Here is a 21,308-nt window from a genome sequence, read left to right as displayed (position 1 = left end):
ATATGAAAATAGGAGTGAAGGTTATGTATAAGGTATTAGCCTCTTGTGGCGCAGGAATTGGTTCAAGTATGATTATTAAAAATAAAATTAAAGAAGTTTTCGCAGAGCTTGGAGAAGAAGTTGAAATTACGCATGAAAGTTTAGGATCGGCGAAAAGCAAAGCGAAGGATTTTGATATTATCTACACTCTCGCAGGATTAAAAGATAATTTCGAAGGAGTCGATGGTTATGAAAAAGTTGTTGGCTTGAAAAATATCATGTCGAAAGATGAAATTAAAGAAGCGGCACAACGAATTTTAGGGCTTTAATATGAGTTACAATGTGATTTACATCCATAGTCATGATAGTGGGAAGTTTATTGGACCATATGGATATCACCTTGAAACCCCACATCTTGAAGAATTAGCCGAATCTTCGGCTGTTTTTCACAACGCCTTTGCAGTGGCTCCAACTTGTTCGCCTAGTCGTTCTTCCTTATTAACAAGTACTTATCCTCATGAAAATGGTATGTTAGGGCTGGTAAATCGAGGGTTTATGATGCATGATTATAATCAACACTTTGTTCGTTGGTTAAATCATGCAAATTACGAGACCGCTCTATGTGGCATCCAGCATGAAGCAGCGCATTATCATGAATCAGAAAAAGCAGCAAAAATTATCGGCTACCAAAACAATCTGACTACCCATACTGTACTTGCTGATTTAGAAGATAAGCGCGTTTGGGATCAAGAAAACACAAGGAATGCCATCAATTGGCTGACAGAAAGAAAAGCAGAGAATAATTTCTTTTTATCTTTAGGCTTTTATTGTTCGCACCGGCCATATCCTAAAGTAGAGCAGGGGACAGAAACGAAAAGAGGGGTGCCTAATGGTTTTCCCTCTGAACAAGTTATTTTAGAAGACTTTGAAGCCTACAATCAAAGCATCAGTCACGTGGATCAGTGTGTCGGCCAAGTTGTTCAACGTCTAAAGAAATTAGGAATCTTTCAAAACACCATTCTTATTTTTACTACGGATCATGGAATTGCCTATCCATTTGGAAAAAACAACTTAACTGATTTAGGGCTAGAAGTGTCATTAATCGTTCATTTACCGACACTCGATAAGCGAAAAGACATTACTGGCTTGGTGAGCCAGTTGGACGTTGTTCCTACTTTATGTGACTATTTGCAAATCCAACCAGAATTTCCTGTCCGTGGGAAGTCATTACGTCCTTTAATTGAACGTTCTGAAGAAGTCAATCAAACCTTATTTTTTGAGATGAACTTCCATACTTCCTATGAACCCGCAAGAGCTGTTCGAAGTAAGCGTTTTAAGTATATAGAATATTTAGAAGATTATGAGCGCTATCAACTTTCAAATATCAATGACTCGCGGGTCAAAGATTTTTATATAGAAAATGGACTAGGAAATTGTCTTAAAGCAAAAAAACAATTTTATGACCTGTACTTAGATCCCGATGAAAAAAATAATCGAATCAATCATCCAGAATACTTTGAAGAAATTCAAACCATGCAAAAACAGCTAATGACGTGGCGAAATGAAACGAATGATTACGAAGTCACTCAATTACAATGGTCATCTGATTGGGTTGTCAACAAAAGAACAAGCGAAAAACAAAAAGGTCGTTCAAGTGATGATTATATTCCAGGACATGTTCCAAAGCGTTTAAAAGAATAGCTAGCAATTAGCTATTCTTTTTTGTCTTATATTTAAATAAATATCAACATTTCGAAGCAATTCATCGAATCTCCCCAAAAGGGTTCATTTTTAGAGTCAAAAGAGCGGTAGGGGCTAAAAAAGGCGAAAAAAACAAGCCTAGCTAGCTTATTTAAGTTTTATTTATTTTAGTTTACATAATATACATTATAAGAAGTTACACTTGAAGATTAAATAGGATTTAGATTGATAAGATCCCTTATAATCCTCTCTTCTTTTACCAAAATGGATTGATTCTTACCTGATTCATCCATTTTTACTTAAAATAAGTACGGAAAAAATGCAAGTCACGGAGTTTCCATAACTTGCATTTTGCATTCTATCCAAAAAGAATTATCAAAAAATGTATTCAATGACTTGATCGATCTTTTTCATCTCGACTTCAGAAAGTTTCTCAACGAACTCAATTTTTCTTTTTCTAAAATCGAGTGACTTTAACTGTGCGATGACAACTTGACCAGTAATCATGTTTTCTTTTGGCAAAGCAAAAAGAATATCGTTTGTCCTTAAAGTGGATGTTATTGGACAGATGACAGAAAATCCAGTCGTTCGATTAAAATGATAAGTTGAAACGACCACACCAGGCCGGCGTTTTTGAATTTCTTTTCCTACAGAAGGATCAAAATCAATCCATACAACATCACCTTTATCTGGAATATACTGTTGGTTAGCCATATCAGAGAATCTCTTTACCAGTAGCAGGCATGTCTTCCCAAACATCTTCTTGATAGTAGGCATCCGTTTCAGCTTGAGCAAAAGGATCTTCTAGCTTAGGTATAAGCGTTATGGTATCATCTTCGCCATAAATCACAATATACTCTTTGTCCGCCTTTTGTTTTACTCCTGTAGAAGAGATTGGCAATGTGACAACAATCGAATTCCCATTTTTTCTAGAACGAGTAGTTAACATGTGCATCAACTCCTTATAATTCTATTTATTACATTAAGTATACTCGGTATACCCTGTATAGTCAAATACTGAAGTGGCTATCAAGAACGTACCTAACCTTTATTTATATTTCATTTTCTTTTGTCGCTTCATATTGAAAACCAAGATACTGATAATTCTGTTTTTGATACATTTCTCGTGGTGTGTCTTCCCCATCAGCAACTAATATAATGCTTTTTTCTGGGAAGGATTCCATGACAAATTTTTGTAATTGGCTACCGATTCCCCTTCTCTGATAAGTTTCAAGAACGGTCAATTCATCTAGTTCAACAGTCTTATCCGCAAGAATTAAATCGACGTAGCCCACTGGAAATCCTTCGTAATACGCAATGACTTGTTGCGTGTTCGAATCAGAAAATTGTCTTTTTACTAAATCTGTTTTTTGCTTAGCGAAATCTTCCCCATATTCTAAATCATTTTGATATTTTAGTTGGATAAGATCGATTAAATGCTCTTTCTTAACTAATTGAACAGCAATAACGGCAGATGATTCGATCTTCGGGAAGTTTTCCGGCTTAATCACATATAGCTCGAGGAAATCAAGACTGTAGCCGCTTTTAAGGCAGTATTTTTTTAGTTCTTCTGTTAATTTTTGATTTTCAGGAAAACGAAACTTTAAGTGATTTTGATCGTATTGCAGATGAAAATTTCTCAAATAGCTTTCAGTCTCCTTAAAGTCATCCAAGCTAGGCATTTTCTGAAACGCAATTAAATTGCTGTCGTACCGCACGGGCATTTCTGGATAATGGATATGAATATACTGTTGGTTATTATCTAGAACATTTCCTATAGTAGAAATGTTTTTAAATGTAATCTCCTTCACCTGCTCACCCCTTTTTTTTGCATTCAAACCTTCAACTCTTTTTTCAGTTGGTAGCTATTAGAATTTCCAGACGGCTCCCTGAATACAGGCAACATAAACAAGGAACATTGAGATAAATAATAAGAATACCGCAATCCATAAAGGCAACTTGCTAGTGACCTTATTTGAAAAATAGTCCTTTCTTATTCGCCCTGAAACAAAGATGAAATAAATAATTAAACCAAGCCCAATCGCTAGTAAAATTTCGATTCCAATTCCAGCCCACAGTCTTTCGTTATCAATAATTAATTGTCAAAATGACTCTCTCCTTTTCTCTAGAAACAAATTCAACTGCCGCCGCAAAGATCTTCCACGACACTTTAAGCAAATCCGTTTGCTTCGTGCCACTTTTCGTGTTTAAAATCAATGAGTCGATGATTAACATCAAAACTTGCGACGTAGACGTCTGGCATTTGCAGCTTTAGAAATTGTTCATAACCAAAACGTTGTTGTGTGAGTTCATGAAACAAGACAGAAAAAGCTGTCCCGTGCCCACAAATAATGCTATGACCGGCAGAATTAGTTAATATTTCTTTAAAAGCTGGTAAAATCCGCTCGCTGACCTCTCGTAAAGACTCCCCTTGTTCCATTTTATAATCAAAATCAGCCCACTGTCTTTTGGCAAATACAGAAAAACCTGTTTCTAACCAAGTTCCTGTTTTTCTTTCACGTAATGCTTGTTTTTCAATGATTGGTAACCCTAAGATCGTCGCTGTCGGCCGAATGGTTTCCATTGTTCTTTGAAAAGGACTAGAAAAAATATGTTGGATTTCTTTATCTATAAAATAACCCGAAAGATTTTGAGCGAAACCTTGTCCTTCCATTGTTAATGGTGCTTCTTCATGAGTGATGGAAGTATCACGAATCGAATGTCTGACAAAATAGATATGCTTCATTGATGAACGACTTCCTTTTCTTTAATAAAAATTCTTCTAAATTGGGAGACTGTTGGTATTTTATCGCAGCTTCTTTATCTTTTTCAAGAATCACTTTACTTAAGTTAATTTGATTCATACTAGCGATTGCCAAAGTATAATGAATGACATCGGCTAGTTCTTTTGCTAGGGATGCTTCTCCCGTTTTTTCTTTGATACCTTCTAATTGATTCAGCGCTTCGGCAACCTCTCCCACTTCCTCAACTAACTTCATAAAAGCAGTTGTGGAATTTCCGTTTTTTCCATACTTTAAGGTTAAATAATCTTGTAGTTCAGCAATCGATAAATGATTCAATGACTTCCCTTCTCTCCTAATTGTTCAAATTCAAGTATAGCATCATTCACGGAAAAAACATCACTTTCCTAGCAAATCAATCGCTAGGAAAGTGACGATGCCTTTCTTTTTATACCGCCCATTTTCTTTCTAACCGTTTAGAAAACAATGATAGCGAATAACAAATCATAAAGTATAAGAAGGTCATGGCAACAAACATTGGTAAAACAGCGGTTGGTTCTTGTGCGTAAATAATTTTTGCATGGTGTGTTAACTCTGGTAAAGAGATAATCACAGCCAATGACGTATCACGAATTAATGAGATAAATTGACTTACAATTGGCGGTAACATCAATTTAATGCTTTGCGGAAAAACAATGTAATACAAGGTTGAAAAGTACGTCATCCCCGTCGACCGGCCAGCCTCCATTTGACCTTTAGGAACCGCTAATAAGCCTGCACGGATAATCTCAGCCAACATGGCGGACTCAAAAATCGTCATTGCTACTACCGCTGACCAAAAAATACTAAATTGAATGCCGATTTGTGGCAATGCAAAATAAGTGAAAAAGATGATTAATAATAAGGGGAGGTTACGAATCACATCGACAATGATACCGACGATCAAAGAAATATAGGGTATCTTCATAAAACGAAGCACACCTAAAAGACCTCCAACGAAAAAACTTAAAATGATTGAAACCACAGCGACTTCCAAAGTAACGAGTAAGCCGTCTAATAAAAAGCGGAGATTTATCCATGAATATGCTGAAAAAAAGTCCATCTTACTCCTCCTTAATGGCTAAGTGCCAATTTATTTTCAATATACTTCATAAAATAGGAAATCGGCAACGTGATGCACAGGTAAATGAGCCCAATGAGTGTATAGGTTTCGATGGTTTGAAATGTTGTACTGGCAATGAGGTCCCCTTGGTACATCAGGTCTACCCCTGTGACCATTGCTAAAATAGAAGAATTCTTCACTAAGTTAATAAACTGATTCCCTAAAGGTGGTAAAACCATTTTAAAAGCTTGTGGCAAGACAATATACCACATCGATTCGATGTAGCTCAGCCCCGTGGAACGCCCTGCTTCCATTTGTCCCTTTGGAATACCGGTAATCCCCGCTCGAACCGTATCAGCAACAAATGCGGAGGTATAGAGTGTTAGCCCCAATGCCCCCGCAGTAAAGCCATTAAAATGCCAGCCATAGATGGGTGCGACAACGAAGAAGAACATCACGATTATGAGTAAAGGAATGTTTCTAAAAAATTCGACATAAGCTGTTGCCAATTTATGAAGGAGTTTCATTGGTGAAACCTGTAAAATGGCCATGAAGGTACCAATCATTAAACTCCCAATCAAGGCAATCAGACTTACAATTAAAGTTGTTTTTAAGCCAATGAGCAACAAGTCTGCATAGCTCGTTAGTAATTCCCACATTTGTCTGACGCCTCCTTATTCCTTGATTTCAGGAAACCACTTCTCATAGATTTCCTGGTAGGTTCCGTTTGATTTAATCGTTGCTAGGGCTTCGTTTACAGCCTTTAGAAAAGGTTCTTGCCCTTTATTAATCGCGATTCCATAAGGTTCGTCTGTAAAAATATCACCCGCTAAAGTATATTCTGGATTTTCGGTAGCCATCCCTAATAAAATAGCACTATCAGTCGTCATGGCATCACCTTGTCCGGATTGTAAAGCCGTAAAAGCTTCTGCGTAATTCTCTAGCTCAAGAATTTTTGCTTTCGGAGCATGCTGCCGAATGTTAATTGCGGAAGTTGAACCTTTCACGGCCAGAACGGTCGTCTGTTCATCAAGGCTTTCCACTCCAGTGATTGGACTTCCTTTTTTAACTAGGAGGGATTGACCTGCATCAAAGTATACATCGGAAAAATCGACTTGTTTTAAACGTTCTTCGCTAATTGTCATCGTTGCTATAATGGTATCGATGTTCCCATTCTTAATTAACGGAATTCGCGTCTTAGAAGTGACTTCGACAAAAACAGCTTCTCCTTCAGGTCCTAAAAGTTCATTTGTTAATGCTTTTGCAATATCAATATCGAATCCTTCGACTTCACGTGTTTCAATATTCATCAATCCAAAGAGACGTGTATCATTTTTTACGCCCCAAAAAATTCTTGGAGTCTCAGAAATGCGGGTAAGAATGTCTTGTTCTGCCAGACTACGCTTCCCGCAAGCAGCAAATGCAAACAAAAAGATCACGCATAACAATAATAAATAACTCTTTTGTTGTTTTTTCAAATAAAGCTCCCCCTTATTATTGCGTAATGATTTTACTTAAGAATTGTTGTGCGCGAATCTCTTGGGGGTGTTCATAGAAGGTTTCTGCTTCTGCATCTTCTAAAATTTGACCGTCTGCCATAAAAATGACGCGATCAGCCACTTCACGGGCAAAGCCCATTTCATGCGTCACAACAACCATTGTCATCCCTTCTTCTTTCGCTAAGTTTTTCATTACTTCTAACACTTCACCGACCATTTCAGGATCTAAGGCTGAAGTAGGCTCATCAAACAACATGACTTCCGGTTCCATGGCTAAACTTCGCGCGATCGCAATTCGTTGTTGTTGTCCGCCTGAAAGTTGCGAAGGGTATAAATCTTTTTTATCTAACATTCCTACTTTCGCAAGCAATTCTTCTGCCTTGGCCCTTGCTTCTGCTTTATTTTTTTTCAACACTTTCATTGGTGCCAAGGTGATGTTATCTAGGACTGTGCGATGAGGATATAAATGAAAATGTTGAAAAACCATTCCTAAGTTTTTACGAACATCATTTAAATTCGTCTCCTTGCTAGCCAAATCAACGCCGTCCACTAATAGATGGCCCGTTGAAATTTCTTCTAATGCATTGATACAACGTAACATAGTACTTTTCCCTGAACCAGAAGGCCCAATCACTACGACGACTTCCCCTTTTGTGATTTCGACATTAATGTTTTTTAATGCATGAAAATCTCCGTAATATTTTTCCACATTTTGAAACTCAATCATGCGTTTACCTCCTTTAAAATTGACCATAAAAAAAAGACTTCACGTCTTCTGATAAGTCCATAATAATAGAATTATAGACTACAACCCCCTATTTTGTAAAGTTTATTCATGTTTCTTCTATTTTATGCATAAAAATAGAATTTTTTCATAAAAAAAGGACGTGACTCAAGTCAACGTCCTTTTTCCTTCTTACTTTTAAACTAGATCAGTGAAATAACCAATCCAATGGCCTTTTCACCTAAATGTGTGCCAATTACAGGACCAAAATGCCCAATTTCTACTGAAACACCTGGATATTTTGCTTCCAATTTGGCTTTTTCTTCTTGAGCAACTTCTAAGTTATTGCCATGGATAACAGAAAGCTTCACTGGTTGATTGATTTCTTTCATACGTTGCCCGATAACATCTTCTGCGCGTGCAAATGCTTTTTTGCTCGAACGAATTTTTTCAAATAACACAATCTTTCCGTTTTCAAAAGTTAAAACGGGTTTAATCTTTAATAATCCTGCGACAAGTGCTGCCCCGTTCGTCAATCGTCCACCTCGAACAAGATTATTTAAGTCATCGACAATTAGATAGGCATTTGTATGGTCGCGAATCGCATCTAATTTCTTTAAAATCATCGGCAGAGGCTGGCCTGCATCCTTCATTAAGAGGGCCGTTTCAACCATATGACCCATAGGCATACTTGTTATTTTGGAATCATAAGGAATAACCTCTAAGCCCTCGACCCCGTCTTGAATGCTATGTAAATTCGTTACAAAACCAGAAATCCCTCCAGATAAATGAATACTGATTACTGTATCGTAACCTTGCTTTCTAATTTTCTCATACAACTCTAGCGCTTCGCCTAAAGCAGGTTGTGAAGTTGTTGGAAACTCATGGCTGTTTTTTAGTAATTCATAATATTCATCCGCTTCAATATCACTACCTTCATTGTAAAGCTTTCCATCTAGGATGACTGGTATCGGAATCACAAATAAGTCTGGATGCTTGGCTGTTTCTTCCGATAAAAATGCAGTACTATCCGTCACAATTGCTAATTTCATTTTCAATCCTCGTTTCAGAAAAATTCAAACGTCCCTTACAATATATCATAAATACGAAGCGATTTGGAATCTTTTTCAACTTAATTTCCTAAAAACTGCTTGATTGCTTGTCGATTTGCTTCATAATCAACAAATAAAACACTTCCCGCTTCAAAAGTCTCACCAAATTCCCAAGAATCAGTGACAGGAACCATTAAGCGATCAATCCCGCTCGCTCCTTTTAAAATCGTAAGGCTATTTTTTATTAAAAATGTTGGGGGGAGATTGGTTGCCGTATAGCCCATTGTTTTACCGATAGCGTAAGGCAAACGAAAGGCATTGATTGGATTTTTTAATTGGGAAAAGATTTCCGTCATCACTTGTTGCTGACGGCGGACCCGACCAAAATCCCCTTCCTCATCCATCCGAAAGCGCGCATACTGTAAAAGCGTGTGTCCATCCATTTTTTGCTGACCTTGGCTGATTGGAACATCCAAATACGTACTCATATCTTTTTCCGCATCTATTGCCACTCCAGCTGGAAATAAAGCATCGATAACTTTTTCGAAAGATTGAAAGTCAACAACCGCATAATATTTTGTTTCGATTCCAAAATTTTGAACAAGCGTTTGTCGAAGTAGTTCCGCACCACCAAAAGCATAAGCTGCATTGATTTTGTTGTCCCCGTAGCCAGGAATGGTCACATACGTATCTCGCATAAAAGAAATTAATTTTGGTTTTTTAGCTGGTCCGTCAACTTGTAAAACCATAATGGTATCCGAACGTGAAACTTCCCCCTCGCGGCTATCATTGCCAATCAATAAGATGTTTTTCGCCCCATTCGCAGCAGTAAACCCATGAAAGGCTTCTTCTGAAACGGTTGAACCGGCCATTTTTGCTGAAGATTTACCAAGAGAAAAACTAACTCCCGAAAAAGCCAAAAGAAAAAGCACGAAAATAAGCATCGCTCGTAAGAAACCGCCTCTTTTCCGTCTTGTTTTTTTCTTTTTCTTTTGTTTTTTTGGAGGAGGTGGCGCAATTTCTGATTCAAAAGAAGCATTCTCAGTAGGGGGCGACGTGAAGCCTTCCTGCTGCTGACGATTAAATTCTGTTTCTTGATCAAAAACTTCCTCTTTTTGTTCTCTTGTTCGTCTGGCAAAGCGGCTTTTTTTTGCTGAATTGGTTTCTTCGTGAATATGTTTAAATCGTTCCATTCGACTCATTGATTCGATCCCTCTCACTTCTATCATTTTCTCTGCCTCTAGCATACAGGAGTCTGTTGCGAAAGGAAATGAGATTAATCATTTGTTAATAAAAAAAAGAAAAAAGAACCTCACCAATTACTTGGCTACAGTTCTTCCTCCGTGACAATCTTCAAAGGATAGGTCCCCAGTTTTGCTACTTGTCCACCTATTTGGCGCACGTCTCGAATGACTTCTTCGATTCTCGTCGCTTGTGTATCATAAAGAAAATCCAAGACAAAAAAATATTCCCCCAAACTCGTTTTCAACGGTCGTGATTCGATCTTCGATAAGTTAATTTCGTGTATAGCAAAAAACTCGAGTACCTTATGAAGAGCTCCGGCTTTGTTATTAGGTAAAGTAATAAATAAAGTCCCCTTCTTTTTTTCGCCTAGCGCGATGGCTAAGTCCTGAGATTTTTGACTAATAATCCAAAAACGTGTTTGATTCAATAAATTGTCTTGAATATCCTTTGCTCGAATAGTGAGACCATATTCTTTCGCTGCTTTTTTTGAAGCAATTGCTGCGACCTGACTCGTTGGGTGCTTTGCGACAAATTCCGCAGCATAAGTGGTCGATGAGACTGCTTCTAACGGAACTCCAGGATAGTGTTCTGTTAGAAATTGCTGCGACTGTGCCAAGGCTTGGGGATGAGACAAAATTTTAGTAATCTTCGCATGCTGGGAAGCTACTAATAGCTGCTGTTTGATTGGTAAAACAATCTCACCTAACACTTGCAAGTTCCCCAAATGGAAAAGCCGATCGACACTGTCATTCACCGAACCTTCTAAGGAGTTTTCGATAGGGATCACACCATACTTTACTTCGCCATCAGATACGCTTTGAATGCATGCTGGGATTGTGGGATATGGTACGAGGTCTTCCGGAGAAAAACAGCTACGTGCCGCTTGATCGGTAAACGAATTTTTCGGTCCTAAATAACCAACTCTCACTTAAACACCCACCTTTAATAAAATTTCATTTGCGATTTCTTCAATGGTTTTCTTTTCATTTTCAACGATAATGGTGCCGTTTTTTTCATAAAGTGGCAACCGGTCAGTAAAAAGCTTTTGAAAGGCTTTTGCAGAATGATTTAGAAAAAGCGGACGAGTATTCTCTGTATCTTTTTGAATGCGTTCGATTAAGGTCTCGAAACGGACATTTAAAAACACCACGTGCGCAAAATCCTGTAAAACTTCTTGTGAATCCTGGTTTAAAACAATTCCCCCACCTGTAGAAATAATTCCGTCTTGTGCTTGCATTTGAATTTTTTTGAGTATCTCCGCTTCTTTTCTTCGGAAAAAAGTTTCTCCATGATTCTCAAAAATTTCAGGGATGGTCAAGTCCAGTTCTTCTTCGATGAGTTGATCCGTATCTAGAAAAGGGATGCGCAGTTTTTGAGCAAGCTGCTTGCCAATGGCTGTTTTTCCCGCACCCATAAAGCCAATTAAAACAATTTGTACCATCGATTTCACTCAACCTCTCTTAAAGACTTCGATTCGTTAAACGTGCCACATCTTCAAAGAAAGATGGATAAGAAATGGCGATTGATTCTGGATTTTCTAGCGTCACCGTTTCTTCTGTTAATAACGCCGCCACTTGTAGCATCATTCCGATTCGGTGATCACCGTAGCTAGATACCGCACCTCCATGCAAGGGGGTCGGACCATGGATAATTAACCCATCCTCTGTTGGTTCAATCTTCGCTCCAAGCTTCTTTAATTCCTCATAAGTCGCGTCGATTCGATTGGTCTCTTTTACTTTTAATTCCTCTGCATCTTTAATGATTGTTGTACCATGCGCCTGAGTGGCTAAAAGGGCGATAACTGGTAGTTCATCAATTAATTTAGGGATAATTTCTCCTGCGATTGTCATTCCTGTTAAATGAGAAGTTTGGATAGAAATATCAGCTGAAGCATTTTTCTCATCAATATTCTCGATGGTCATCTCAGCTCCCATTTGGCGTAACACTTCTAAGATTCCCGTACGTGTGTCATTGATTCCAACGTTGGTTAACCGAATGGCACTTCCTGGAACGATTGCACCAGCCACTAAGAAAAAGGCAGCTGAAGAAATATCGCCTGGAACCGTCACGGTCTGTCCTACTAACTCTTGTGGTCCTGTAATTTGAATCTCTTTGCCATTGACTTGAATGTCTCCACCAAATTGACGAATCATATCTTCTGTATGGTTTCGCGAAGGTTCTTTTTCGATGATTGTCGTTTTTCCTGCTGTTTGAAGAGCAGCAAAGAGAATGGCTGATTTGACCTGAGCACTCGCCACAGGCATCTCATAAGTCATCGGTGTTAATTTAGAGGAGCCATGAATCGTAATCGGCGGGTATTGTGTTGCTTGATGGCCAGAAAGTTGCGCGCCCATTTCTCTTAGTGGGAGCATCACGCGATTCATTGGACGTAAACTTAAGGATTCATCGCCACAAAGCTTCGTCTCAAATGGGCAGGTATTTAGCATCCCCATCATCAAACGAATGGTTGTACCTGAGTTTCCGACATCAATGGGCGTCTTAGGGGCCGTAAACCCTGACAATCCTTTTCCGTGAACGGTGATTGTCTCGCCATCATCATCAATGGAGACGCCCAACGAACGAAAAGCAGCGAGTGTATTTAAACAATCTTCTCCGCGCAAGAAATTTTGAATCGTTGTCGTACCATGTGCCAAGGCTCCAAACATCACACTCCGATGAGAAATGGATTTATCTGCAGGTATTTGAATCGTTCCTTTTAAGGGATGTGCATTTAATAATTTCATAAAAACCTCCTATTTGATCCAACAATCATAATTCGTCTTATCTTGAATCAGTTGCTGAGCGATATGTTGATCTCGTTCATTTTTAAAACTTAGCTGTAAAATCCCCATAATTTCTTCACGCGTTTCTAAAATACGCAAATTAATAAGTGATAATTTGGCAAATCCCAACAAAGAAGTGACTTCACCAATTACTCCAGGTGAGTCTGGGATGTCAATAAAGATATCATAAAAACTAGGAATCGCCCCTTTTTCATGAACAGGTAAATCATTACGTGTCTCTCTCGCTTCTTCAAAAAACGTATAGATTGCGGCTTCCTCGCCCTGGATTAACCAATCAGTCATTTCAGTCATATTTGCCTGCCATTTTTGAATTAAATCAATTAAGACTGCACGATTACTTAATAAGATATCCGTCCACATTTTAGGATCAGAAGAAGCAATCCGAGTAATATCGCGAAACCCTCCTGCCGCTAATTGCTTTGAACGAGGAAAGACTTGATTTAACTTTTCTGCTTGATTCACTAAAGCAGCTGCTACAACATGCGGGAAGTGGCTTAAAACACCTGTGATTTCATCATGTTCTTGGGCGGACATCATTAAGAACTTGGCTCTTGTCCCTTGTAATAAGGTCATTAATTCCTGTACACGTGATGCAATTGCTGTCTTTGCCCCAGGAGTAAAAATGTAATAGGCATTTTCAAACAAATCAGGATTTTGTGCTAAAATGCCTGATTTATGTGAACCAGCCATTGGATGTCCACCAATAAAATCATAGGGCTGCTGATCAGCAAAAGCAACAATCTCGCTTTTCGTGCTACCAGCATCGGTCACAAGTACATTTGGACGCAAAGGCAATTGACTTAACTCCTTTAAGTATGAAAGAGACGTTTTTACTGGGACTGCCAGTAAAATAATTTCTGCTTGTTGGGCGTTTTCTGAAAAAGTCGGTAAAATGACATCTACGACTTGATTTTTTAGTGCCATTTGTTTCGTTTTCTCTTGATAATCCCAACCATAAAGTGTGATTTCAGGATGGGCGTTTTTAATACAGCTGGCTAGCGAGGAGCCAATCAACCCTAAACCAACAATTAATACTTTTTGTCTCATGTCATCCTCCAGCTGCTTAATAATTTTTTAGGTAGGTACGATAATCATTGACGCTCCGTTGCAATTCCGCAAAGTTATCGCTCGAAAATTTTTCTAAGATTTCATTAGCAATTACCGTCGCTACGACGCTTTCAGCAACGACGCAGGCTGCTGGAACGGCGGTACTGTCTGAGCGTTCAATACTCGCTTTATAAGGTTCCTTGGTGTCGATATCGACACTTTGGAGCGGTTTATACAGTGTTGGGATGGGTTTCATAACACCTCGGACAATGACGACTTCTCCATTTGTCATGCCGCCTTCAAAACCACCGAGGTTGTTTGTTCTGCGAGTATATCCTGCCTTTTCATCCCATAAGATTTCATCCATTAGTTCCGAACCAGGTAAAACGCCGGCTTCAAAGCCAACACCAAACTCAACGCCTTTAAACGCATTAATGCTGACCATCGCTTGGGCAAGTTTCCCATCAAGTTTCTTATCCCATTGAACGTAGCTACCTAATCCAGCAGGAACGCCACCGACAAGTACTTCAACGACACCACCAATGGTATCTCCTTTTTTCTTTGTCTGATCAATTAAGGCTTTAATTTCTTCTTCCACTGTAGGGTCCAAAACTCGTACTTCTGAGGCTTCCGCTTGTTCATGAATTTCTTTCACGGTTAACCCATCAGGAACTAACGCTTTAATGCCTCCGAGCATCGTTACGTGCCCGGCCACATCAATTTCCAGCTCAGATAATAATTTCTTTGCCACCGCACCAACTGCAACACGCATGGTCGTTTCTCGAGCAGAAGAGCGTTCTAAAACATTTCGTAAATCACGATGATCGTATTTCATTCCACCAACTAAATCCGCATGCCCTGGTCGAGGACGTGCCACACGACGTAAGTGTCGATCGCGTTCTTCGACCTCCTCGATGCTCATCACTTTCGTCCAATTTTTCCAGTCTTTGTTTTCAACAACTAACGTAATTGGTGAACCTAATGTTTTTCCATGACGAATTCCGGAAGTGATTCGGACTTGATCCTTTTCGATTAACATTCTACCTCCACGGCCATAACCTGTTTGGCGCCGTGCCAATTCCTGATTAATATCTTCTGCAGTTAAGGATAACCCTGCTGGAATCCCCTCAATAATTGTTGTTAATTCTGGTCCATGTGACTCACCTGCTGTAATATAACGCATTTTATTTCCCCCTTTTTATTGTGAAACAATATAATTCTTTAATGCTTCCATTGGTACTGAGACAATTTTCGCTTGTCCAATTTCTTCCAGTAAGATGATTTTGATTTGCTTGCCACGGGCTTTTTTATCATGCGTAATTGCTTGATAAATTCGTGCAGCATCTAAGGCATCATGCTCGACCGGCAAATGATATTTTTTAAGCATTTGAATCAGTTGTTCTGTGGTCCCAACTGGCGTCAAATTGCGTGTTTCTGCCTGTCGGCTAATCATGACCATCCCTAGAGCAACGGCTTCTCCATGGCTGACAACGTCGTAACCAGCAGTGTTTTCAATACCATGACCAATTGTGTGCCCAAAATTTAGTAACAAGCGACTACCATGATCAAATTCATCTTCTTCCACAACTGTTTTTTTGACTTTTAATGCCAATGGGATTATTTCTTCCGCATGTTCAACTAAAGCCATTTCATCTTCCAATTCAAGTAACCTCTGCCATAAAGCACGGTCGGCAATTGCTGCAGCTTTGATGATTTCTGCCGTCCCTTCCCTTACTCGGCGTTTATCTAGTGTCGCTAATACCGCAGGGTCAATCAAAACCCCATCTGGTTGGGCAAAGCTTCCGACTAAGTTCTTCGCACTTTGCGTATTAACCGCCGTTTTCCCTCCGATACTTGAGTCGACTTGGGCAAGCAACGTGGTAGGCACTTGTAAAAAGTGTAACCCACGCATATAAGTGGAGGCCACAAAGCCGGCCAAATCACCAATGACACCCCCGCCTAAAGCGACAATTCCATCACTGCGCGTAAATTCAGCTGCAGCTAATTGTTCATAAAGCTTTTCAGCTTGAGCTAAAGATTTACTCGCTTCGCCTGCAGGGACGACGAAAACATCCGTCGGAAACCCTGCCGCTTGTAAAGCATTTTTCGTTTGTTCGCCGAAAAGAGGGGCCACATTGCTATCGGTAATGATCGCGATTTTTTGTGGCTGCCATAATTTTTGTACCCATTGGCCAATTTCTCGTAGTCCACCGGTTTGAATCACAATTTCATAAGTATGGTTTGTTAGTTCAATTTGCATGGGGCCAACCTTCCTTTACGCTTATTTTTCTAATGCTTTGATTTTATCCATTGCATCTACCATAATATTTACTTCGTTCATCATGGATAAGTAGTTTTTCTCGTTTAAGGACTGTGGCCCATCTGACCATGCATTGGCTGGATCGGGATGAATTTCAACAATCATTCCATCTGCTCCTGCAGCGACTCCCGCACGTGCCATTGGTTTCACTATGTCCCAGACACCTGTTCCGTGACTTGGATCGACGATAATTGGGAAGTGACTTAATTTTTTGATAATCGGCACCGCACTTAAATCAAAGGTATTGCGTGTCGCCGTTTCGTAGGTTCGAATCCCACGTTCAATAAAAATTACTGGACTTTTCTCAGAAATCGCAACATATTCAGCGGCATTTAACCACTCGTCAATTGTACCTGAAATGCCACGCTTTAGGCCAACGGGTTTTCCAGTTTTACCAACTGCTGCTAATAACTTAAAGTTTTGCATGTTTCGTGCACCAATTTGAATAATATCCGAGTATTCCGCGACCATATCGACATGGGCTTCATCCATTAGCTCGGTAATCACTTTTAAGCCAAATTCATCTGCTGCTTGCCGCATGATTTTTAATCCTTCTTCTTCTAATCCTTGGAAAGCATAAGGAGACGTTCTTGGTTTGAAGGCTCCACCCCGTAAAATCTTCGCTCCTCCTGCATGGGCCATGCGAGCAGACTCACGAATTTGGTCTAGACTCTCAACAGAACATGGTCCAGCCATTGTAACAAAGCTCCCATCGCCAATTTTTACGCCATCAACATCCACAACTGTATCATCTGGATGGAATTCCCGTGAAGTCAGTTTGTAAGTATTACTAATTCGTACCGTCTTATCTACGCCTTCATAACTTCTGAATGCGACATCTTGAATCGAACGCGTGTCGCCGAGTAACCCAATGACAACTTGTTCCGCTCCTGTATTCAATTGGAAATCTAACCCGCTTGCTTTAATTCTTTTGACAACTGTCTCAATTTGTTGGTTGGTTGCACCTGGTTTCATAATAACGATCATTTTATATTCCCACTTTCTTTTCTTTTCATTTTTTATTTTTGTATTTCATTAAAAATCTGTTTAGGCATTTCTTGTTTTGTCCATAATTCAAACGCTGCGGCACCTTGATAAAAGAGCATCCCTAGACCATTCGCTGTTTTTGCACCGGTCGCTTTTGCTTGTTTTAAAAGTAAGGTTTCCGTTGGATGATAAATAATGTCACAGACTGCTAACTCTGAACGCAGCAGCGACGCATCGATCAAGGGAAGCTGGTTTTCTAACGCACCCATCCCGACATTCGTGCCATTGATTAATAATTGACTATGTTGGCAAGCATGCCGAATTGCGTCTTTTTGTGTGCTTTCAATCAATGTGACTTGACAAGCCGTTTGTTGTTGAATGATTTTGATTTTTTCTTGCATGTTTTCATAATTCTTTCCGCGACGACTAATCACATAGATCTGTTTCACGCCGTCAAGAGCAGCTTGGCAAACAATCGCCGTCGAAGCGCCCCCCGCTCCTAAAACGGTCATTTCTCGACCGATCACATCAACGGATATATCCTTTAAGCTCCGCATAAATCCAAGGCCATCGGTATTGTGACCAATTAAAACCCCTCGGTCATTGACAATCGTATTCACTGCACCAATTAATTGAGCAGCCTCAGAAAGTTGGTCCAAGTGTTGTAAAACCGTTTGTTTATGTGGCATTGAAAGATTCACACCTAATAAATTCAAACTACGGATTGCTTGGATACTGGTTGCAAGGTCCTCAGGTAATACGTCAAAAGCGAGATACCTTGCGTCAATTTGACAATACTGAAAGGCCAAATTATGCATCTTTGGAGAAATACTGTGTCGTGCTGGATGGGCGAAAAAAGCCGCGAGACGAGTCTCTCCACTGATTGCAAGCGGTTGTTGCATGTTATTCCTCCTCACTTAATAAAAAAAGATGTCCACCTGTAGTTTGCGTCTACAGTGAACATCTTTCTATCTTCCCTAAAAAATGACGGAAAATATAAAAAGCCCCTGTAGACATTGTACGATCTACAGGGGCTTGGTTTCCATTACAAATTCCATTAGCCATCTATAGATACAAACGCGTTGTTTGTATCCATATCATGATGAATACAAACCTATCTAAAATAGCTAAAGTAGTATTTATTCAGTTTTGTTTGTGTCGACTTCATCATAATATTTCGCTCCTTGCTGACTAAGATGAACTTAGTATATGATTTCGATGAGAGTATGTCAAGGAAATTTTCATAAAACTTTAAAAAACAATTTCTTCAAAGAAATGTAAGAGGTCTGATAACGTTAATTTTTCTTTTTCTGCTTGTTTTAAATCTTTAATGATTTCTCCTTTTTGCAAGAGTATTAAACGATTGCCATATTTCAGTGCATCTTCCATTCGATGGGTAATCATCAGGCAAGTGAGCGACTGTTGTTGGATTCGTTGATTGGTAATTTCCATTAGTTGTTTGGCGGTTTTTGGATCGAGAGCCGCCGTATGTTCATCCAACAATAACAACTTGGGTTCTTTCAGCGTTGCCATTAATAAACTAAGTGCTTGTCTTTGTCCACCTGAAAGATTGCCTGTCGGAGTATCTAGATGATTTTCTAAGCCATTGCCTACTAACTGACAGAGTTCATAATACGCTGTTTTTTGTTGTTTTAATTGTCGCAAACGTAAGCTGCGTGCTTGACCGCGACCTTGAGCCAGTAACAAATTTTCGGCAACTGTCATGCGAGGTGCTGTTCCCATTTTTGGATCTTGGAAAACACGCGCAATGGCCGAAGCTCTTTTTTCTTCAGAAAGTGCTGTAACGTCTTGGTTATCTAAAAAAATACTTCCGCTAGTGAGTGGTAGAGCACCTGAAATACTATTAAACAAGGTGCTTTTTCCTGCCCCATTGCCACCCAGAACGGTCACGAATTCTCCTGCTTTAATGGTCAAATCCACTTGGTTTAACAAGACCTTTTGTTCTTTAGGTCCATTACTGATTACTTTTGTCGCTTTTTTGATTTCTAAAACCGCCATTTTTTTAGACCTCCTTTTCTAAACCTGTTTTTAACTGTAATTTTTCTTTTAACCGCGGAATAAATAAACATAAAGCTAAAAGAATTGCTGAAAATAATTTCAAGTAGGTCGTATCAAAGCCGAGACGAATGACGAGTAGAATCAATAACTGATACAAAATACTACCGACGACAATCGCCAATAACCGTTCAAAAAAGGTTAATTCGCCGTATAAAACCTCACCGATAATAATGGATGCTAACCCAATCACTATCACACCCGTCCCCTTGTTGACATCAGCATAGCCATCGCTTTGAGCAATCAAAGCCCCACCTAATGCAATCACGCCATTTGACAGTACGAGTCCAACAATTTTCATCTTATCTGTCGCGATCCCTAAAGAGCGAGCCATCGTTTCATTATCACCAGTCGCAATATATGCTTGGCCGAATTCTGTATTAAAAAAGAAAGAGAGCGCACCAATAATCAAAGCGCTAGCGATGAAACCTAGTAAGATCACATCATAATTTTTAGGTAAGCCCAGAGTTTGAAAGAAATCCAAGAGCTTCGGTTGATTCAGTAAGGATAGATTCGGTCGTTTCATCACAAAGAGCATGACGGAATTCAAGGCAGACATGACCAAAATCCCGGATAAAATGACTGGTATTTTCCCCTTTGTGTAAAGAAGCCCAGTAACGAGTCCGGCTAGCATCCCAGAAACAATCGCCAAACCTGTTGCTAAAACGGGCGAAACACCAGAAACAATTGCTGCAACAGCGACGGCACCACCTAAAGGAAAAGATCCTTCTGCTGTCATATCTGGAAAATTTAAAATACGGTAGGTCATAAAAATACCTAGACCTAAAACACTCCATAATAATCCTTGTCCAATCGATGAAAAAATCATTGTGCTTCCCCTCCAATTTGTTTTGCAGTTTCTTTTAGGGTTTGTGGAATATCAATTTGTAATAAAGCGGCTTGTTCTTCGTTGATGATGATTTCTCCTTCATCAAAGGTATAAACAGGTGTCGTCGCTGTTTCTTTTTCCCCTTTGGCAATACTGGCCGCCATTAATCCTACCTGATAGCCAATTTCAAACTGATTGATACTCACCGTCGCTAATCCACCTTCGGCAACCATGGTATCAACTGAGGGAATAATCGGTGTCTTGGTTTTATTTGCTTCACTGACCACAGAAGGCATCGCATTAGCAATGGTATTATCTAAAGGGATATAAATAAAGTCCACTTTTTCTGACATTACTTGAACAATTTGACGAATTTCATTCGTTGACGGTACCGCAAATTTTTCAACCGATAACCCAAGTGATTCGGCGGCTTTTTCTGCTTCTGCTACTTGGTATTTTGAATTGTCTTCTGCAGAGGAAAATAAAATACCGATTTTTTTGGCTGTTGGTAAGAGGGTTTGTGCCAATTTTAATTGTTCTAATACGGGGGCTTTATCGGAAACACCTGTTAAATTCCCCCCAGGATTTTCCATATCTTGGATAAGACCTGCACCAACTGGATCGGTAACCGCACCTAAAATGACGGGGATATCCTTTGTTTCGTTGGCTAACGACTGGACAGCAGGTGTCGCAATCCCGATTAATACTTCTGCTCCTTTTGTGATAAGTTGCTGACTCATGGTCGTTAACTTGCTTTGATCGGCTTGACCATTTTGAAAAAGTAAAGTCAAGTTTTGATCTTCAATCATTCCTCTTTCTTTCAACCCTGCTTTTACGCCTTCTGTAATTTCATCCAAGGCGGGATGGCTGACAAATTGCAGTAATCCGATTTTATATTGTTGCTCATTCTCCTGACCTGCCTTAGGGTCTTCGTTCTTTCGTTCATAAAAAAAGCCAAAGAGTAAAACCGCCATTAGTCCAACAATTGTTCCAAGTAGTCCTTTATTTTTCATCTTCATTCTCCTTCAAATTATTTCCATTTTTTTTACAAAAAAAAGCAACAGTCGTATCTTTTACGGCTGTTGCGAACAACAAAAAACCGCATAGATTTTGTCTATGCGGGAAAATTATCTGTAAGATACCGACATAGATACACTGTTTAGAAAAGTACTCTAAAAAGTCGTATCTATGGATAAAGAGTC

General features: G+C 39.4%; 24 protein-coding genes. 2 read left to right on the top strand and 22 right to left on the bottom strand.

Annotated features, from left to right (window positions below; all coding sequences use genetic code 11):
* The first annotated feature begins 23 nt into the window (after nt 1-23).
* A complete protein-coding gene (locus ACYSNO_RS01300; protein ID WP_461729256.1) occupies nt 24-308 on the top strand; it encodes a PTS sugar transporter subunit IIB in 285 nt (94 codons plus the stop codon).
* 13 nt (nt 309-321) lie between these two features.
* Nucleotides 322-1,680, top strand: coding sequence for a sulfatase family protein (locus tag ACYSNO_RS01295; RefSeq protein ID WP_461729255.1), 1,359 nt, complete (start codon nt 322-324; stop codon nt 1,678-1,680).
* A 375-nt stretch (nt 1,681-2,055) separates the two neighbouring features.
* On the opposite strand, the gene ACYSNO_RS01290 is transcribed toward ACYSNO_RS01295, so the two are convergent.
* The 22 genes from ACYSNO_RS01290 to trpX form a co-directional block, all read right to left on the bottom strand.
* Nucleotides 2,056-2,394 (bottom strand): type II toxin-antitoxin system PemK/MazF family toxin, encoded by a 339-nt coding sequence (locus tag ACYSNO_RS01290; protein ID WP_461729254.1) that lies wholly within the window; start codon nt 2,392-2,394, stop codon nt 2,056-2,058.
* 1 nt (nt 2,395) lies between these two features.
* Entirely contained in the window at nt 2,396-2,629 is a 234-nt protein-coding gene (gene mazE / locus ACYSNO_RS01285) for a type II toxin-antitoxin system PemI/MazE family antitoxin (RefSeq protein ID WP_461729253.1), read from the bottom strand.
* A 103-nt stretch (nt 2,630-2,732) separates the two neighbouring features.
* Nucleotides 2,733-3,491 carry a GNAT family N-acetyltransferase gene (locus ACYSNO_RS01280; protein ID WP_461729252.1) on the bottom strand — a complete coding sequence of 253 codons (759 nt, stop codon included), beginning with the start codon at nt 3,489-3,491 and terminating at the stop codon, nt 2,733-2,735.
* A 359-nt stretch (nt 3,492-3,850) separates the two neighbouring features.
* Nucleotides 3,851-4,426: a histidine phosphatase family protein gene (locus tag ACYSNO_RS01275; RefSeq protein WP_461729251.1), complete on the bottom strand. Its 576-nt coding sequence runs from the start codon at nt 4,424-4,426 to the stop codon at nt 3,851-3,853.
* Complete coding sequence (locus ACYSNO_RS01270; protein WP_461729250.1) at nt 4,389-4,760, bottom strand: MazG nucleotide pyrophosphohydrolase domain-containing protein; 372 nt, start codon at nt 4,758-4,760, stop codon at nt 4,389-4,391. The genes ACYSNO_RS01275 and ACYSNO_RS01270 overlap by 38 nt, the downstream gene beginning before the upstream one ends.
* Before the next feature lie 109 nt (nt 4,761-4,869).
* Nucleotides 4,870-5,523 (bottom strand): amino acid ABC transporter permease, encoded by a 654-nt coding sequence (locus ACYSNO_RS01265; protein WP_461729249.1) that lies wholly within the window; start codon nt 5,521-5,523, stop codon nt 4,870-4,872.
* A gap of 11 nt (nt 5,524-5,534) precedes the next feature.
* Complete coding sequence (locus ACYSNO_RS01260) at nt 5,535-6,182, bottom strand: amino acid ABC transporter permease (protein WP_461729248.1); 648 nt, start codon at nt 6,180-6,182, stop codon at nt 5,535-5,537.
* A 15-nt stretch (nt 6,183-6,197) separates the two neighbouring features.
* A complete protein-coding gene (locus ACYSNO_RS01255; RefSeq protein WP_461729698.1) occupies nt 6,198-6,971 on the bottom strand; it encodes a transporter substrate-binding domain-containing protein in 774 nt (257 codons plus the stop codon).
* 46 nt (nt 6,972-7,017) lie between these two features.
* A complete protein-coding gene (locus ACYSNO_RS01250; protein ID WP_461729247.1) occupies nt 7,018-7,749 on the bottom strand; it encodes an amino acid ABC transporter ATP-binding protein in 732 nt (243 codons plus the stop codon).
* A gap of 200 nt (nt 7,750-7,949) precedes the next feature.
* Nucleotides 7,950-8,798, bottom strand: coding sequence for a DegV family protein (locus ACYSNO_RS01245; protein WP_461729246.1), 849 nt, complete (start codon nt 8,796-8,798; stop codon nt 7,950-7,952).
* A gap of 80 nt (nt 8,799-8,878) precedes the next feature.
* A complete protein-coding gene (locus ACYSNO_RS01240) occupies nt 8,879-10,000 on the bottom strand; it encodes an LCP family protein (protein WP_461729697.1) in 1,122 nt (373 codons plus the stop codon).
* A 125-nt stretch (nt 10,001-10,125) separates the two neighbouring features.
* Complete coding sequence (gene pheA, locus ACYSNO_RS01235) at nt 10,126-10,971, bottom strand: prephenate dehydratase (RefSeq protein WP_461729245.1); 846 nt, start codon at nt 10,969-10,971, stop codon at nt 10,126-10,128.
* Complete coding sequence (locus tag ACYSNO_RS01230) at nt 10,972-11,484, bottom strand: shikimate kinase (RefSeq protein WP_461729244.1); 513 nt, start codon at nt 11,482-11,484, stop codon at nt 10,972-10,974. It abuts the gene before it with no gap.
* A gap of 19 nt (nt 11,485-11,503) precedes the next feature.
* Nucleotides 11,504-12,787 (bottom strand): 3-phosphoshikimate 1-carboxyvinyltransferase, encoded by a 1,284-nt coding sequence (gene aroA, locus ACYSNO_RS01225; RefSeq protein ID WP_461729243.1) that lies wholly within the window; start codon nt 12,785-12,787, stop codon nt 11,504-11,506.
* Nucleotides 12,788-12,796: 9 nt separating this feature from the next.
* Complete coding sequence (locus ACYSNO_RS01220) at nt 12,797-13,894, bottom strand: prephenate dehydrogenase (protein WP_461729242.1); 1,098 nt, start codon at nt 13,892-13,894, stop codon at nt 12,797-12,799.
* A 16-nt stretch (nt 13,895-13,910) separates the two neighbouring features.
* Entirely contained in the window at nt 13,911-15,077 is a 1,167-nt protein-coding gene (aroC, locus tag ACYSNO_RS01215; protein ID WP_461729240.1) for a chorismate synthase, read from the bottom strand.
* Between the two features lie 15 nt (nt 15,078-15,092).
* Nucleotides 15,093-16,154, bottom strand: a complete 1,062-nt coding sequence (gene aroB / locus ACYSNO_RS01210) for a 3-dehydroquinate synthase (protein WP_461729239.1) — start codon at nt 16,152-16,154, stop codon at nt 15,093-15,095.
* 21 nt (nt 16,155-16,175) lie between these two features.
* Nucleotides 16,176-17,201 carry a 3-deoxy-7-phosphoheptulonate synthase gene (aroF, locus tag ACYSNO_RS01205; protein WP_461729238.1) on the bottom strand — a complete coding sequence of 342 codons (1,026 nt, stop codon included), beginning with the start codon at nt 17,199-17,201 and terminating at the stop codon, nt 16,176-16,178.
* Nucleotides 17,202-17,233: 32 nt separating this feature from the next.
* On the bottom strand, nt 17,234-18,103 hold the full coding sequence (aroE, locus tag ACYSNO_RS01200) for a shikimate dehydrogenase (RefSeq protein WP_461729237.1): 870 nt from the start codon (nt 18,101-18,103) through the stop codon (nt 17,234-17,236).
* Between the two features lie 349 nt (nt 18,104-18,452).
* Nucleotides 18,453-19,220 (bottom strand): ABC transporter ATP-binding protein, encoded by a 768-nt coding sequence (locus ACYSNO_RS01195; protein WP_461729236.1) that lies wholly within the window; start codon nt 19,218-19,220, stop codon nt 18,453-18,455.
* Nucleotides 19,221-19,224: 4 nt separating this feature from the next.
* Nucleotides 19,225-20,106: an ABC transporter permease gene (locus ACYSNO_RS01190; protein ID WP_461729235.1), complete on the bottom strand. Its 882-nt coding sequence runs from the start codon at nt 20,104-20,106 to the stop codon at nt 19,225-19,227.
* On the bottom strand, nt 20,103-21,119 hold the full coding sequence (gene trpX / locus ACYSNO_RS01185; RefSeq protein WP_461729234.1) for a tryptophan ABC transporter substrate-binding protein: 1,017 nt from the start codon (nt 21,117-21,119) through the stop codon (nt 20,103-20,105). The genes ACYSNO_RS01190 and trpX overlap by 4 nt, the downstream gene beginning before the upstream one ends.
* Nucleotides 21,120-21,308: the final 189 nt, after the last annotated feature.

This window comes from Enterococcus sp. LJL98 (assembly GCF_054871745.1).
This window is presented reverse-complemented; position numbering and strand designations above follow the sequence as displayed.

What these genes read in the sequence shown, in the direction of transcription:
- aroF (WP_461729238.1), bottom strand. Translation starts at nt 17,201, where the DNA reads ATGATCGTTATTATGAAACCAGGTGCAACCAACCAACAAATTGAGACA.
- aroB (WP_461729239.1), bottom strand. Translation starts at nt 16,154, where the DNA reads ATGCAAATTGAACTAACAAACCATACTTATGAAATTGTGATTCAAACC.
- aroC (WP_461729240.1), bottom strand. Translation starts at nt 15,077, where the DNA reads ATGCGTTATATTACAGCAGGTGAGTCACATGGACCAGAATTAACAACA.
- ACYSNO_RS01220 (WP_461729242.1), bottom strand. Translation starts at nt 13,894, where the DNA reads ATGAGACAAAAAGTATTAATTGTTGGTTTAGGGTTGATTGGCTCCTCG.
- ACYSNO_RS01300 (WP_461729256.1), top strand. Translation starts at nt 24, where the DNA reads ATGTATAAGGTATTAGCCTCTTGTGGCGCAGGAATTGGTTCAAGTATG.
- ACYSNO_RS01290 (WP_461729254.1), bottom strand. Translation starts at nt 2,394, where the DNA reads ATGGCTAACCAACAGTATATTCCAGATAAAGGTGATGTTGTATGGATT.
- ACYSNO_RS01275 (WP_461729251.1), bottom strand. Translation starts at nt 4,426, where the DNA reads ATGAAGCATATCTATTTTGTCAGACATTCGATTCGTGATACTTCCATC.
- ACYSNO_RS01265 (WP_461729249.1), bottom strand. Translation starts at nt 5,523, where the DNA reads ATGGACTTTTTTTCAGCATATTCATGGATAAATCTCCGCTTTTTATTA.
- ACYSNO_RS01230 (WP_461729244.1), bottom strand. Translation starts at nt 11,484, where the DNA reads ATGGTACAAATTGTTTTAATTGGCTTTATGGGTGCGGGAAAAACAGCC.
- trpX (WP_461729234.1), bottom strand. Translation starts at nt 21,119, where the DNA reads ATGAAAAATAAAGGACTACTTGGAACAATTGTTGGACTAATGGCGGTT.
- mazE (WP_461729253.1), bottom strand. Translation starts at nt 2,629, where the DNA reads ATGTTAACTACTCGTTCTAGAAAAAATGGGAATTCGATTGTTGTCACA.
- ACYSNO_RS01250 (WP_461729247.1), bottom strand. Translation starts at nt 7,749, where the DNA reads ATGATTGAGTTTCAAAATGTGGAAAAATATTACGGAGATTTTCATGCA.
- ACYSNO_RS01190 (WP_461729235.1), bottom strand. Translation starts at nt 20,106, where the DNA reads ATGATTTTTTCATCGATTGGACAAGGATTATTATGGAGTGTTTTAGGT.
- ACYSNO_RS01260 (WP_461729248.1), bottom strand. Translation starts at nt 6,182, where the DNA reads ATGTGGGAATTACTAACGAGCTATGCAGACTTGTTGCTCATTGGCTTA.
- aroE (WP_461729237.1), bottom strand. Translation starts at nt 18,103, where the DNA reads ATGCAACAACCGCTTGCAATCAGTGGAGAGACTCGTCTCGCGGCTTTT.
- ACYSNO_RS01245 (WP_461729246.1), bottom strand. Translation starts at nt 8,798, where the DNA reads ATGAAATTAGCAATTGTGACGGATAGTACTGCATTTTTATCGGAAGAA.
- aroA (WP_461729243.1), bottom strand. Translation starts at nt 12,787, where the DNA reads ATGAAATTATTAAATGCACATCCCTTAAAAGGAACGATTCAAATACCT.
- ACYSNO_RS01195 (WP_461729236.1), bottom strand. Translation starts at nt 19,220, where the DNA reads ATGGCGGTTTTAGAAATCAAAAAAGCGACAAAAGTAATCAGTAATGGA.
- ACYSNO_RS01240 (WP_461729697.1), bottom strand. Translation starts at nt 10,000, where the DNA reads ATGAGTCGAATGGAACGATTTAAACATATTCACGAAGAAACCAATTCA.